Source organism: Flavobacterium laiguense (genome assembly GCF_003097655.1).
GTDB classification, from domain to species: Bacteria; Bacteroidota; Bacteroidia; order Flavobacteriales; family Flavobacteriaceae; genus Flavobacterium; species Flavobacterium laiguense.
The window spans coordinates 26,774-39,544 of sequence record NZ_QCZH01000002.1 but is presented as its reverse complement, the minus strand read 5'-3'; the positions used below and the strand labels follow the sequence as shown (position 1 = coordinate 39,544).

At 35.2% G+C, this 12,771-nt stretch carries 13 protein-coding genes; 2 read left to right on the top strand and 11 right to left on the bottom strand.

Annotation, left to right across the window (positions count from 1 at the left end):
• Nucleotides 1-4: 4 nt before the first annotated feature.
• Nucleotides 5-1,069 (top strand): serine hydrolase domain-containing protein, encoded by a 1,065-nt coding sequence (locus DB891_RS02940; protein ID WP_116760434.1) that lies wholly within the window; start codon nucleotides 5-7, stop codon nucleotides 1,067-1,069.
• Nucleotides 1,070-1,256: 187 nt separating this feature from the next.
• On the opposite strand, the gene ftsY is transcribed toward DB891_RS02940, so the two are convergent.
• The 11 genes from ftsY to DB891_RS02885 form a co-directional block, all read right to left on the bottom strand.
• Complete coding sequence (gene ftsY, locus DB891_RS02935) at nucleotides 1,257-2,210, bottom strand: signal recognition particle-docking protein FtsY (protein ID WP_116760432.1); 954 nt, start codon at nucleotides 2,208-2,210, stop codon at nucleotides 1,257-1,259.
• A 175-nt stretch (nucleotides 2,211-2,385) separates the two neighbouring features.
• A complete protein-coding gene (locus DB891_RS02930; RefSeq protein WP_116760430.1) occupies nucleotides 2,386-2,538 on the bottom strand; it encodes a DUF4295 domain-containing protein in 153 nt (50 codons plus the stop codon).
• A 75-nt stretch (nucleotides 2,539-2,613) separates the two neighbouring features.
• Entirely contained in the window at nucleotides 2,614-2,796 is a 183-nt protein-coding gene (gene rpmG, locus DB891_RS02925) for a 50S ribosomal protein L33 (RefSeq protein ID WP_017495179.1), read from the bottom strand.
• A gap of 27 nt (nucleotides 2,797-2,823) precedes the next feature.
• The gene (rpmB, locus tag DB891_RS02920) at nucleotides 2,824-3,060 is read right to left on the bottom strand and encodes a 50S ribosomal protein L28 (protein WP_024980263.1); all 237 of its coding nucleotides are present in this window, start codon (nucleotides 3,058-3,060) and stop codon (nucleotides 2,824-2,826) included.
• 72 nt (nucleotides 3,061-3,132) lie between these two features.
• Nucleotides 3,133-4,386, bottom strand: a complete 1,254-nt coding sequence (locus DB891_RS02915) for a CinA family nicotinamide mononucleotide deamidase-related protein (RefSeq protein ID WP_116760428.1) — start codon at nucleotides 4,384-4,386, stop codon at nucleotides 3,133-3,135.
• Nucleotides 4,387-4,515: 129 nt separating this feature from the next.
• The gene (locus DB891_RS02910) at nucleotides 4,516-4,860 is read right to left on the bottom strand and encodes an Hpt domain-containing protein (protein WP_116760426.1); all 345 of its coding nucleotides are present in this window, start codon (nucleotides 4,858-4,860) and stop codon (nucleotides 4,516-4,518) included.
• On the bottom strand, nucleotides 4,860-5,471 hold the full coding sequence (locus DB891_RS02905) for a fumarylacetoacetate hydrolase family protein (protein ID WP_116760424.1): 612 nt from the start codon (nucleotides 5,469-5,471) through the stop codon (nucleotides 4,860-4,862). The genes DB891_RS02910 and DB891_RS02905 overlap by 1 nt, the downstream gene beginning before the upstream one ends.
• A 115-nt stretch (nucleotides 5,472-5,586) precedes the next feature.
• Nucleotides 5,587-6,357, bottom strand: a complete 771-nt coding sequence (locus DB891_RS02900) for a 3'-5' exonuclease (protein ID WP_116760422.1) — start codon at nucleotides 6,355-6,357, stop codon at nucleotides 5,587-5,589.
• Between the two features lie 134 nt (nucleotides 6,358-6,491).
• Nucleotides 6,492-7,808 (bottom strand): dihydrolipoamide acetyltransferase family protein, encoded by a 1,317-nt coding sequence (locus DB891_RS02895; RefSeq protein WP_116760420.1) that lies wholly within the window; start codon nucleotides 7,806-7,808, stop codon nucleotides 6,492-6,494.
• An 83-nt stretch (nucleotides 7,809-7,891) separates the two neighbouring features.
• Nucleotides 7,892-9,055 carry a glycosyltransferase family 2 protein gene (locus tag DB891_RS02890; RefSeq protein WP_116760418.1) on the bottom strand — a complete coding sequence of 388 codons (1,164 nt, stop codon included), beginning with the start codon at nucleotides 9,053-9,055 and terminating at the stop codon, nucleotides 7,892-7,894.
• Between the two features lie 167 nt (nucleotides 9,056-9,222).
• Entirely contained in the window at nucleotides 9,223-10,413 is a 1,191-nt protein-coding gene (locus DB891_RS02885; protein WP_116760416.1) for a BamA/TamA family outer membrane protein, read from the bottom strand.
• Nucleotides 10,414-10,773: 360 nt separating this feature from the next.
• Here DB891_RS02885 and DB891_RS02880 point away from each other — a divergent pair, with 360 nt between their 5' ends.
• The gene (locus DB891_RS02880; protein ID WP_116760414.1) at nucleotides 10,774-12,636 is read left to right on the top strand and encodes an ABC-F family ATP-binding cassette domain-containing protein; all 1,863 of its coding nucleotides are present in this window, start codon (nucleotides 10,774-10,776) and stop codon (nucleotides 12,634-12,636) included.
• Nucleotides 12,637-12,771: the final 135 nt, after the last annotated feature.

Genomic DNA, 12,771 nt, shown 5'->3' with positions numbered 1-12,771 from the left:
AACCATGTCAAAATCAATACTGTTACTCATCTTTGCGCTTTTTTGCATCAATTGTTCCTCTGATCTTAAGGAACCAGCACCTGCTCAAACAGAAACAATATATTTCCCACCGCTTTCAGACACTACTTGGGAAACCAAATCCATAGAAAGCCTCGGATGGAAACAATCGGCTGTACAACCTCTTTTGGATTATTTAGAACTCAAGCATTCCAAAGGATTTATCATTCTGGTCAACGGCCGTATCGTAATGGAAAATTATTTCAAAGGACATGATGCTGCAACCAATTGGTATTGGGCAAGTGCCGGAAAAACATTAACAGCAACCATGACCGGAATTGCGCAACAGGAGAACCTCATCAACATTAACAACAAAGTATCTCAATATATAGGAACGGGTTGGACGAGTGCGCCAATTGCCAAAGAAAACCTCATTACCTGCAAAAACCTATTGACCATGACTTCCGGACTAGACGACACCACCGATGATGTTTCGCCCTCAGCCCTCACCTACACCGCCGATGCAGGTACCCGCTGGGCGTATCACAATGTATATGTAAAACTGCAGGATGTTATTGTACAAGCCAGTGGTCAAACCTGGAACACCTATTTCAACACTAAACTAAGAGACAAAATAGGGATGAATGGCACTTGGTTTACATCTGGCAACAATAGTGTGTACAGCAGTACTACCAGAAGCATGGCACGCTTTGGATTACTTATACTGAACAAAGGAAAATGGGAAAATGACGTGATTTTAAACGAAAGCTATTTCAACGAAGCTACCAATACCTCACAAAACATCAACTTAGGATACGGCTATTTGTGGTGGCTGAATGGCAAAGCCAATTATCATTTACCGCAATCACAGACTACTTTTCAAGGAAGTATTATACCCACAGCACCAAACGATATGTTCATGGCTTTAGGCAAAAATGACCAGAAAATCTATGTGGTTCCCAGCAAAAAAATGGTGGTCATCCGAATGGGAGATGTTGCAGATAACGTAAACCTAGCCTTATCTGACTTCGACGAAATGCTTTGGACAAAAATTAGTGCTTTGTACCAATAGATAAAACCTATTTCTTAATTCTCCTCATCAAGCCCAAAAAGAAAAAAACCAAACCAATAATCAATAATACATAATAAAAACTGACACTGGTTGTTCTAATAAGATTCGCCGAGACAAAAGCCGCGATACTTACAAAATAAAAGTATATCGGGTTTGTATTTTTAAAGGAAGAAAAATTCATGGACTATTATTTAAAAAAACTATCTACAAACTCGTATTTATTAAAAACCTGCAAATCTTCAATTCCTTCACCAACACCAATGTACTTAACCGGAATTTGAAACTGGTCTGAAATACCGATAACAACACCGCCTTTGGCAGTGCCATCCAACTTTGTTACGGCTAAGCAAGAAACCTCTGTAGCTGCAGTAAATTGTTTGGCTTGTTCGAATGCGTTTTGTCCTGTAGAACCATCCAAAACCAGCATTACATCGTGAGGCGCATCGCCAACCACTTTTTGCATTACTCGTTTTACTTTTGAAAGTTCGTTCATCAGGTTAATTTTATTATGCAAACGACCCGCTGTATCAATAATGACAATATCGGCATTTTGCGCCACAGCAGACTGCAAGGTATCAAAAGCTACCGAAGCAGGATCACTTCCCATTTCTTGTCTAACGATGGGTACACCTACTCTATCAGCCCAAATTTGCAATTGATCAATGGCAGCCGCACGAAAAGTATCTGCTGCTCCCAAAACCACATTAAAACCGGCTTTCTTAAATTGATAAGCCAATTTTCCTATTGTAGTTGTTTTACCTACTCCATTTACTCCAACTACCATCAAAACATAGGGTTTGGTATTTACTGGAATAACGAATTCTGTTGCTTCACCTGTATTGGTTTCCGACAATAATCCTGCAATTTCTTCTCTTAGAATTTGGTTCAACTCATCAATACCTAAGTACTTATCAGCCTCTACTCTTTTTTCTATTCGGGTAATTATTTTTAGAGTTGTATTCACTCCCACATCCGAAGAAACAAGAATTTCTTCTAAATTATCTAAAACATCATCATCCACTTTTGACTTTCCAGCCACTGCTTTGGATAACTTGGAAAAAAAAGTAGTTTTAGTTTTTTCTAGACCTTTGTCTAATGATTCTTTTTTCTCTGAGGAGAATATTTTTTTAAAAAAGCTCATTTAAATGAAGATTTACAATTTGGAATTCACATTTTCGAAAAATTCAGAAAACAAACCTTGGGAAAACTTAAAACTTTATCCCTAAAACAACGTTTTCTATTTCGAGTTGTAAATATATAAAATAAAAAAGCTACTTCCGAATGAAAGTAGCTTTTCTATATAATAGGTAAGTTGATTATTTCTTTTTCAAGAATTCGTCAACTGCTTCAGGAGCCATAATAGATTCAACGAATGTATATGCTCCCGTTACTGGAGATTTCACCATTTTGATGGCTTTTGATAATCTCTTAGAAGATGTTTGTAACGATGCTACGGTTTTCTTTGCCATGATTCAAATGTTATTTGAAATTCAATAAAATCTTTAAATGTTACCACTTTAGATTTATATTAAAATCTCTAATTATTATTTAATTTCTTTGTGAACAGTTACTCTTTTCAAGATTGGATTAAATTTTTTAATCTCTAATCTGTCTGGAGTATTCTTTTTGTTCTTTGTTGTTATGTATCTTGAAGTTCCTGCAACACCTGAAGTTTTGTGCTCAGTACATTCTAAAATTACCTGGATTCTATTCCCTTTCTTTGCCATCTTGCTATTTGTTTATTTTGGAATAGATTATTTAATAAATCCTTCTGACTGCGCTTTTTTCAAAACTGCAGCGATTCCATTTTTATTAATTGTTTTTATCGTAGATGCTGCTACTCTAAGAGTAATCCATCTATCTTCTTCTGGAAGATAAAAACGCTTCTTAACTAAGTTTACAGAAAATTTTCTCTTAGTTTTGTTCATAGCGTGAGAAACGTTATTTCCTACCATCGCTCTTTTACCTGTAAGGTCACAAACTCTTGACATTATACTTATCTTTTATCGTTATCTAAAATCAGGGTGCAAAGAAAAGAAAAATAAACCTATAAACCAAAATATTTAAAGCTCTTTTTTCAAAATTTCTTTCTGTAATATTTCAAGACTCTTAACCACAGCTCTATCTATCACTTTATCACGGGGTTGGCCAAAATTAAATTCTTCGACAATTACTTCATTCGGCGTAGCCAATGCTATAAACACAGTCCCAACTTCCGCATTACCCTCCTCTTTGGTGGGTCCGGCATTCCCCGTAGTGGCAATTGCATAATCGGTTTTCATTATCCTTTTCACACTCAAAGCCATAGCCGATGCAACTGCAGCACTTACCACCGTATGCTCTTCTATCAAATTTTCAGAAAGCCCTAAAACTTCAATTTTAACTGCCGTATCATACGAAACGACACTTCCCTTAAAATATTTTGAAGCTCCGGGAACAGCCGTCAGCGTTTGTGCGATTTTACCACCCGTACAACTCTCTGCCGTAGAAAGGGTCTTACTTTGCTTTGTAAGCAACTTCCCCAAAACAACTTCTATAGTTTCATCTTCCTCAAAACCTACAATGATATCATGAATAATAGCATCCAAAGAACACACATATTCTTCAATTGCCTCTTCCAGTTTCATCTTATCAGTTCCTCTTGCCGAAAGCCGTAAACGCAATTTTCCAGGACTAGGCAAATACGCCAGTTTCAAAAACTCCGGCAAACTATCCTCCCACTCCTCTATACGCTCCGCAACCAAACTTTCTCCCTGACCGTAAGTAAGTATCGTTTTATGAATAATATAAGGACGTTTATATTCTTTAATCACTTTCGGAATAACCTCATTATCCATCAAATACCCCATTTCAAAAGGCACTCCAGGAAGCGACACAAAAACCGTATTTTCTTTCTTCATCCACATTCCAGGAGCCGTTCCCATCTGGTTATGAAGTACCGTACACTTAGAAGGAACAAGCGCTTGATCTTTATTGATCTGAGTGATTTTCCTCTTGAAATAACCTTCGATCAATTGGGTAACATGAGCCAAAACCATTTCATCTACAACCAGCTCATCTTCAAAATAATCGCAAAAAGCTTTCTTGGTAACATCATCTTTCGTAGGCCCCAATCCACCTGTAACAACAACTAAATCTACAGTGTTTTGAAGTTTATAAAACGCCTCCATTATATGTTCTTTAGAATCACTAATTGAAATAATTTCGTTAATCTCAACTCCTATTCTATCTAATGATTTCGCTATAAAAGCAGAATTAGTATCCACTATTTGACCAATTAAAATCTCGTCTCCAATGGTAATTATAGTTGCTTTCATCTATTAATAATTATTATTTTTTATTAAATCTTAAAAAATAAAAAAAATCCAACAATTGTATTTACCAATACAGCTGTGGATTTTGATTATATAAATTTCTTGTGATTATAAAGAATATAAAACTAAGATTTAAAGATCAAAATCTTTTCTTATCTCTTTTATAGCGTCTTTAACCTGAGTTTTAACACTCTTATAGGTTTCGATTATTTCTTTCTTTTTACCTTCTGTTTTGGTCCAAGCTTCAATTTGCAAAATCTCTTCAAATGCCACGTTCAAACCAAGCAAATCTAATGTTGGCTTCAGTTTATGGGCAAAGGCATACGCATGTTTATGATCTTTACTTTTAATCCCCTCCCCTATTTCCTTTAAATCATTTGGAACTTCGGTAACGAATAAATTCAAAATTTCATTCACAAAATCTGGATCATTATCTGAAAGTGCATACACTTTTGCTAGGTTGTATTTTAAAGCCATTATTTTACTTGTATTCTAAATAGTTTATGTCCTTCTAAAAATCCCTCCAAAACATCATCTGGTTTCACTACCGCAACTCCTTCTGGTGTTCCCGTAAAAATAATATCACCGATTTTTAAAGTAAAATATTGAGACACATAAGATATCAGTTCATCAATATTCCACAACATAAGACTGGAATTACCCTTTTGTACCGTGATATTATTATTCGTTAATTCAAATGTAATATTTTCTAATGAAATAAACTGACTTTTAGGCAAAAATTCTCCGATAACCGCCGAACCATCAAATGCCTTGGCTTTTTCCCACGGAAGTCCTTTTTCCTTTAACTTAGCCTGTAAATCTCTTGCCGTAAAATCAATTCCTACACTGATCTCGTCATAATATTTGTGTGCAAACTTAGGTTCAATATACTTACCAACTTTATTTATCTTGACAATCAATTCAATTTCGTGATGAATATCTTCCGAAAATTCCGGAATCACAAAAGGATGTTGTTTCAACAAAACTGCCGAATCGGGCTTCATAAAAACAACCGGTTCCGAAGGTCGTTCGTTATTTAATTCTTCAATGTGATTGACAAAGTTCCTGCCGATGCAAATTATCTTCATAAATTAGTATTCAGTGGTCAGTTTATTAGTAATCAGTTTTAAAAAAGTAAACAGTGGTCTGTTTTTTCAGAGCAGTTTTTCAACTGAACACTAATAAACTGACCACTGACCACTCTTACTTTGTGTTCAGTTTTCTTAATTTAATTGCCGTCAACACTTTCTTGGTATACAGCGGAAAATCTGCGTTTTGAATCCAGCTAAAATACCCAGGTTCCGTTTCTAAAATTTTATCCACTTTGACACCTTTGTGTTTTCCGAAAGTAAAAATTTCTTCATCGTCTTTATCAAAAGCGATCATCCCTGCAAAATCGGCAATCTTTTTTCTGGTTGTAAACTCAGACAATAATTTCATATCGTTTTCCAATTCTGGATAGCGATCCAATTGCGCTTTCAGAATTTCATAAGTAGCCATGGTATCCGCTTCCGCAGAATGGGCATTATCCAGTCCTTTATCACAGTAAAATTTTAAGGCAGCACTCAAGGTACGTTCTTCCATTTTATGAAAAACAGTTTGCACATCTACAGAAACTCTCCCCTTCATATCAAAATCTACTCCTGCACGCAATAATTCTTCCGCAAGCAACGGAATATCAAAACGATCCGAATTAAACCCTGCCAAATCGCTATCCTTGATCATGTTATAAACTTGAGAAGCCAACTCATTAAATGTAGGCTCATTCGCCACTTTTTCATCGCTAATTCCGTGAATGGCGGTTGATTGAGGCGGAATTGGAATTGTTGGATTTACCAACCATGTCTTACTTTCTTTATTTCCGTTGGGAAAAACTTTTAATACTGATATTTCAACAATTCTATCTTTTCCAATGTCAATTCCGGTAGTTTCAAGATCGAAAAAGCAAATTGGTTTATTGAGTTTAAGTTCCATTTTTTGTTTTTGAATTGGTACAAATATAAAGATTTGGGTTTGATTTCATTTAAAGTCGACACTAAAAACACCAAAAAAAAGAAAACCCGACAAACTATAAAAATTTGTCGGGTTTATTTTCAATTTATACTGAATTAATAATCTCTATTTACATCAAAAGCTTCTAGATATTCAGCTACACGTTTTACAAAACTTCCTCCTAATGCACCATCTACAACACGGTGATCATAACTGTGCGATAAGAACATTTTTTGACGAATTCCAATAAAATCACCTTCAGGAGTTTCGATAACTGCAGGCACTTTTCTAATAGCACCAAGAGCCAATATTCCTACTTGTGGTTGATTGATAATTGGCGTTCCAAAAACACTTCCAAAAGTCCCCACGTTGGTAACGGTATAAGTTCCTCCTTGTGTATCATCTGGTTTTAGTTTACCCATTTTAGCACGGTTCCCTAAATCGTTAACAGCTTTTGCCATTCCTACCAAGTTCAATTGATCTGCACTTTTAATAACTGGAACAATCAAATTTCCATTAGGCAAAGCTGCTGCCATTCCAAGGTTAATGTTTTTCTTTTTAATGATAAAATCACCATCAACAGAAATATTCATTCCTGGAAAATCTTTCAATGCTTTTGCAACCGCTTCCATAAATATAGGAGTGTACGTCAATTTTTCGCCTTCTCTTTTCTCAAAAGCATTTTTGACTTTATCTCTCCATTTTACAATATTCGTTACATCCACTTCAATAAATGACTGTACGTGTGCCGAAGTTTGAACCGAAGCCACCATATAACCTGAAATCAGCTTACGCATTCTATCCATTTCGATAACCTCATCACCTCCATTTACAGAAACCGGTGTTGCTGGTTGTGATTTACTAACTGGAGTTTGAGCAACAACTGGAGCCGCAACAACTTTGGCAGGTTCAACAACAGCAGCTACTGGTTGACTTCCTCTATTTTTTACGTAACTTAATATATCTTCTTTGGTAACGCGACCTTCTTTTCCAGAACCACTGATGCTTTCTAGTTCCGCTAAAGAAACACCTTCTTCTTTGGCTATATTTTTAACTAATGGCGAAAAGAATTTATCGCTTTCAGAAAAATTAACCGGTACAGAAACTGATTCTTTGGCTGATTCGATTGTTTTCTGAATTTCAGCAACAACAGTTGGAGCTATTTCTGCACTTGACGCTTCAACATTTCCACCTTCGGTTTCAATAATAGCAATGGTTTGCCCTACTTGAACCAAATCATCTTTACCAAACAACTTTTCGACAAGCACACCTGAAACCTCCGATGGAACTTCAGAATCTACTTTATCAGTAGCAATTTCCAAAACCGCTTCATCAGCTTCAATTTTGTCGCCAACTTCTTTTAACCAATTTGTGATAGTTGCTTCTGCAACGCTTTCTCCCATTTTAGGAAGTTTTAATTCAAATCTTGCCATATTGTTAATCTAAAAGGTGATTTTGATTTTTCGTTTGCGAAATTACTAAATATTATCAATATAAATTATACTAAATGTAATTTTTACTTGATTTTTACAACTTCCCCTCTATCATTAGAAGAATCACTTCCAATGATAAAATTTGCGTTTTTTGGCATTATTCTAAAGGTAATTCCTCTGTTTCTATGCATTTCGTGAATATTAATGCATTCTTTGAAGGAAACAAACTCATTATCCAAAATAACCTGCACACCATTTCTTATCGAAATTGATGACAAATTTACCTTTTTTTCTGTTTTCCAATCGAGAAAATCAACCTTTTTTTGTACAGCAAGAGCTATTATTTTCACTAATGTTTCTGATGAAGATAGCAACAAATATTTTTTAGGGATGCTTTTGCTTTTGGTTCTGCCTTGAATTCTCTTTATTAAAGAAAAAAACACAATTCCTATTTTCATAAATGCCGAAAAAAGAAAGGGAACTTGAAAATGCTTTCTATAAAAAAACTCCATTGCTTCTTGAAATCGTTTCATATAAGTCCCGTCTTTAATTGTACTTTCACCTTTATAATGCACCACGGTTGTTTCGTGAAAATAATAATTGGCTTTACTTTTTTGCAACACCATATAAGATATATCAATATCGTCTGAATACATAAAACAATCTTCATCAAAACCACCCACTTCATTATACAGTTCTCTCTTCAAGAACATAAAAGCTCCAACCAAAACATCAACTTTACCCGTTTGATTTTTATCTAAATGTTGGGCATAGTACTTATTGCAACGATTCGATTTTGGGAATAGTTTATACAAGCCGGTAATCTTAGTAAAAGCAACCCAAGGCGTTGGAATCCCTCTTTTACTTTCGGGCAGGAAATTACCCGTTCCGTCAATTAATTTAACACCTATAATTCCTAAGTCTATTTGATTCTTGGCGAAAGCCAATACTTTTTCAAACGTATCTTCGGCTACAACGGTATCAGGATTGAGGATACAAATATATTCGCCGCTTGCTTGCTCTACCCCTATGTTATTTCCTTTCGGGAAACCTAAATTTTGATTGTTTTGAATGAGCTTGACATTTGGGAAACGGGTTTTCATCATTTCGCAACTATCATCAGAAGAATTGTTATCGATGACAATGATTTCGGAATCTATGTTTTTCAAAGCGTTTTCGACACTTAGCACACAAAGCTCTAAAAAATAACAAACATTATAATTGAGGATAATAACAGATAGTTGCATTTTCCAAAGGTATATTTTAAGTCTTAAAGACACAATATTTCATATGTAGATAATATTTGTTTTTTAATGGAATATGGTATCGCCAGATCTTCATAGGTGTTTGCGACAACTGTTGTCATGGCGATTTCATAGTCACAAAGTCGGCTACAAAATAAATTTACAGAAAATTAAAAATTCTCCGAAAGCCCCACTCTAAAAGTCCAATCGTCTTTGCTGACGCCACAATCCAATACTAAATTACAATCATTCATTTTGTTCCATTTTATCCTTAATCCGGCTCCTATGGCAGGTGTCCAATTGTCAAAACGGTAGGTGTCCAAATCAGACACTGAAGAAAAATTGCCATAAAAAACAGCTCCAAGAAATCCATTTCTGGTTATATCCGTACGGTATTCTGCTTCTAGATACAGTAATGAATTACTTCGATACCGATTACGGGTAAAACCTCTTCCTGTTTTACCATAGCGATCCCAACCGATACTGGGCAAATCTAAATAATGGGGTTTACCATCAAAAACCGCCCAATAAAACACTCTGGTAGCTAAAACTTTATGCCGTGTTTCACTGAACGAATGATACTTTCGTGCATCTACATACAGTGATTTCCAATTGGTATCACTTCCAAAAATACTGGAATTGACACGAAAGTTCGCCTCAAAATAATATCCTTGTGTTGGATTCAAAATGTTTTTTCGTGAATCGTACAAGGCTTGAAAAGCAATACCAGAAGAAAGCTCGTCTGAGTAATCCCCTTTTTGATATATCGTAAAATCGGTTGGCTCTGCAATTTCAGAATTTTCAGAAATATCCTGATAATTGTCTAATTGAAAACCCACTCCTAAACGAAAATCTCCTTTTACTTTTCGGCTTACAAATTGATACAACCGAATTTGATGATAATCTACCTCCGATTGTGGTTTTTTTGAGCTGTTACCTCCCAAACCATAGGTGAACTGTGGGTAGATTAAAAACCTATAATCTCCTATGAAGTTATATTTATTGTCTTTGGTATAAATGTATGACTGTATCGGAAACGAATATTGCCCCGTAAAACTAGTGGTAGGAGTAAAATAGACTTCGGACATTTTGGTTGTTTCATGATTCTTATCCAGAAAAAAAGTGGTCACGAAAGACACTACCAATCCACCTTCGGCACTCTTCAGGTCGGGAGCGGGCATTAAGGAAAAAGCGATTTTTTTTGGTGCTTTTGCATTCAGAGTGTCATTTTTTGAAAAAATACTTTTCAGAATTTGCTTTCCATCCAGATCATTACTTCTAAAATCTATTTTCTGTGAGAAAGAAGATAAAGAAGAAAGAACAACAAAAAATAGAAGTAAATTTTGTTTAATGAAACTCATAGATTTTGATTGGTATTTAGAGAAGAAACAGCTTTTAGAGATTCAAATATAAGGAAAAAGCATAAACATATAAGCAATACAAGTTCATTTAAGCCAAGAGAGTGATACTAATTTTGATTAGGATTGTAGAGCTACTTGTGGAGATCCGATTAGCCTGTTCGCTGTCGCTCGAGTCCAATACCAGTAAACTTTATTTTTCTCGCAAAGCCGCAAAGTCGCAAAATTTAAAAGCTTTTTTCTTTACGCCTCCTAATAGGTTTAACTTAAAAGGACTTATATTTCATATAGGGTAAGTCTAATTAAAATAAACAATTCGCAAATAGTCATTTAATAGCTTACTTTTGCAAAAAAATTAGACTTGTGAATTATCTATCTGTAGAGAATATATCAAAATCTTTTGGGGAGCGTACGCTATTCAAAGACATTTCGTTTGGGATCAACAAAGATCAAAAAATTGCCTTTATCGCCAAAAACGGTTCCGGTAAAACCACTATAATGAACATCATCAATGGTTTTGATGAACCAGATACTGGACAAGTAGTGCTTAGAAAAAGCATCAGAATGGCTTTTTTGTCACAAGACAATAAACTGCAAGATGAATTGACGATTGAGGAAAGCATTTTCGCCTCAGACAATGAGAGTCTAAAAGTGATTGAAGCCTATGAAAAAGCATTAGAAAATCCAGAAGATGAAGAAGCTTACCAAAAGGCTTTTGACGGAATGGACCAACACAATGCTTGGGATTTTGAAACACAATACAAGCAAATTTTATTCAAATTGAAGTTGGAAGACTTTAAATTGAAAGTAAAAAACCTTTCGGGTGGACAGAAAAAACGTTTGTCTCTTGCTATTATCTTGATCAATCGACCAGATTTATTGATTCTGGATGAGCCAACGAATCACTTAGACTTAGAGATGATTGAATGGTTAGAAAGTTATTTTGCCAAAGAAAACATTACGTTGTTTATGGTAACGCACGACCGTTTCTTCTTGGAACGTGTTTGCAACGAAATCATAGAACTTGACAACGGAAAAATATACCAATACAAAGGAAACTATTCCTATTATTTAGAAAAAAAAGAAGAACGTATTGCCTCCGAAAATTCTAGCGTTGATAAGGCTCAAAACTTATTCGTAAAAGAATTGGAATGGATGCGTCGCCAACCAAAAGCGCGTACTTGTAAAAGTAAATCTCGTCAGGATGATTTTTACGATATTAAAGAGAAAGCCCAAAGTCGTAGAAAAGAAAATGTAGTCGAACTGGAAATTAACATGGAACGCATGGGAAGCAAAATTATTGAGCTTCACAAGATTTCCAAGAAATTCAAGGATCACGTTATTTTAGATAATTTCAATTTTGATTTTCAACGTGGTGAACGTATTGGAATCATTGGAAAAAACGGAACTGGAAAATCTACTTTCTTGAACCTTTTGACAGGAACCTTACCGTTAGATTCTGGAAAAGTGGTTGTGGGAGAGACAATCAAAATTGGCTACTATACCCAAAGTGGGATTAACCCAAAACCGGGTCAACGTGTAATTGACGTTATCAAAGAGTACGGAGAATACATTCCGCTTACAAAAGGAAAAATCATTTCAGCTTCGCAATTGTTGGAGCGTTTTCTTTTTGACGCCAAAAAGCAATACGATTATGTAGAAAAACTAAGCGGTGGTGAATTGAAACGTTTGTATTTGTGTACAGTTTTGATTCAGAATCCAAACTTCTTGATTCTTGATGAGCCAACGAATGATTTGGATATCGTAACCTTAAACGTGTTGGAAAGTTTCTTAATGGATTATCCTGGTTGTTTAGTGGTGGTTTCCCACGACCGTTATTTCATGGATAAAATCGTGGATCAATTATTCGTTTTTAGAGGTCAGGGAGAGATTGAAAACTTCCCTGGAAACTACTCTGATTTCAGAGCATATGAAGACAGTGCCGATGTAGCCCAGAAAGAAGACAACAAAACCGAAAAAAAAGAATGGAAGCAAAACAATCCGACGGGAAATTTGACTTTCAACGAGCAAAAAGAATTTCAGAAAATTGAAAGAGAAATCAAGGATTTGGAAATCGACAAAACCAAAATCGAGCAATTGTTTTCGGATGGAAAAGTAGCCGATACCGATATCGAAAAGAAAGCCAAAGAACTCGAAAACATCATCAAGAAAATGGAAGACAAAGAGGAAAGATGGTTTGAACTGAGTGCGAAGATGGAGGGATAGTTTGTTTTAGTATTCAGTCTCATTTTACAACACTAAGTAATTGTTTAAAAATAGTAGTTAAAAACCGCAACGGAATATAATTTTTGTTGTGGTTTTTAATTAGAAGAAAAACTTTTTAGAAGTGAATAATGAGCA

Bases quoted from the DNA above. Each gene is read 5' to 3' on its own strand.
- DB891_RS02940 (WP_116760434.1), top strand. From the start codon at position 5: ATGTCAAAATCAATACTGTTACTCATCTTTGCGCTTTTTTGCATCAAT.
- ftsY (WP_116760432.1), bottom strand. From the start codon at position 2,210: ATGAGCTTTTTTAAAAAAATATTCTCCTCAGAGAAAAAAGAATCATTA.
- DB891_RS02930 (WP_116760430.1), bottom strand. From the start codon at position 2,538: ATGGCAAAGAAAACCGTAGCATCGTTACAAACATCTTCTAAGAGATTA.
- rpmG (WP_017495179.1), bottom strand. From the start codon at position 2,796: ATGGCAAAGAAAGGGAATAGAATCCAGGTAATTTTAGAATGTACTGAG.
- rpmB (WP_024980263.1), bottom strand. From the start codon at position 3,060: ATGTCAAGAGTTTGTGACCTTACAGGTAAAAGAGCGATGGTAGGAAAT.
- DB891_RS02915 (WP_116760428.1), bottom strand. From the start codon at position 4,386: ATGAAAGCAACTATAATTACCATTGGAGACGAGATTTTAATTGGTCAA.
- DB891_RS02910 (WP_116760426.1), bottom strand. From the start codon at position 4,860: ATGGCTTTAAAATACAACCTAGCAAAAGTGTATGCACTTTCAGATAAT.
- DB891_RS02905 (WP_116760424.1), bottom strand. From the start codon at position 5,471: ATGAAGATAATTTGCATCGGCAGGAACTTTGTCAATCACATTGAAGAA.
- DB891_RS02900 (WP_116760422.1), bottom strand. From the start codon at position 6,357: ATGGAACTTAAACTCAATAAACCAATTTGCTTTTTCGATCTTGAAACT.
- DB891_RS02895 (WP_116760420.1), bottom strand. From the start codon at position 7,808: ATGGCAAGATTTGAATTAAAACTTCCTAAAATGGGAGAAAGCGTTGCA.
- DB891_RS02890 (WP_116760418.1), bottom strand. From the start codon at position 9,055: ATGCAACTATCTGTTATTATCCTCAATTATAATGTTTGTTATTTTTTA.
- DB891_RS02885 (WP_116760416.1), bottom strand. From the start codon at position 10,413: ATGAGTTTCATTAAACAAAATTTACTTCTATTTTTTGTTGTTCTTTCT.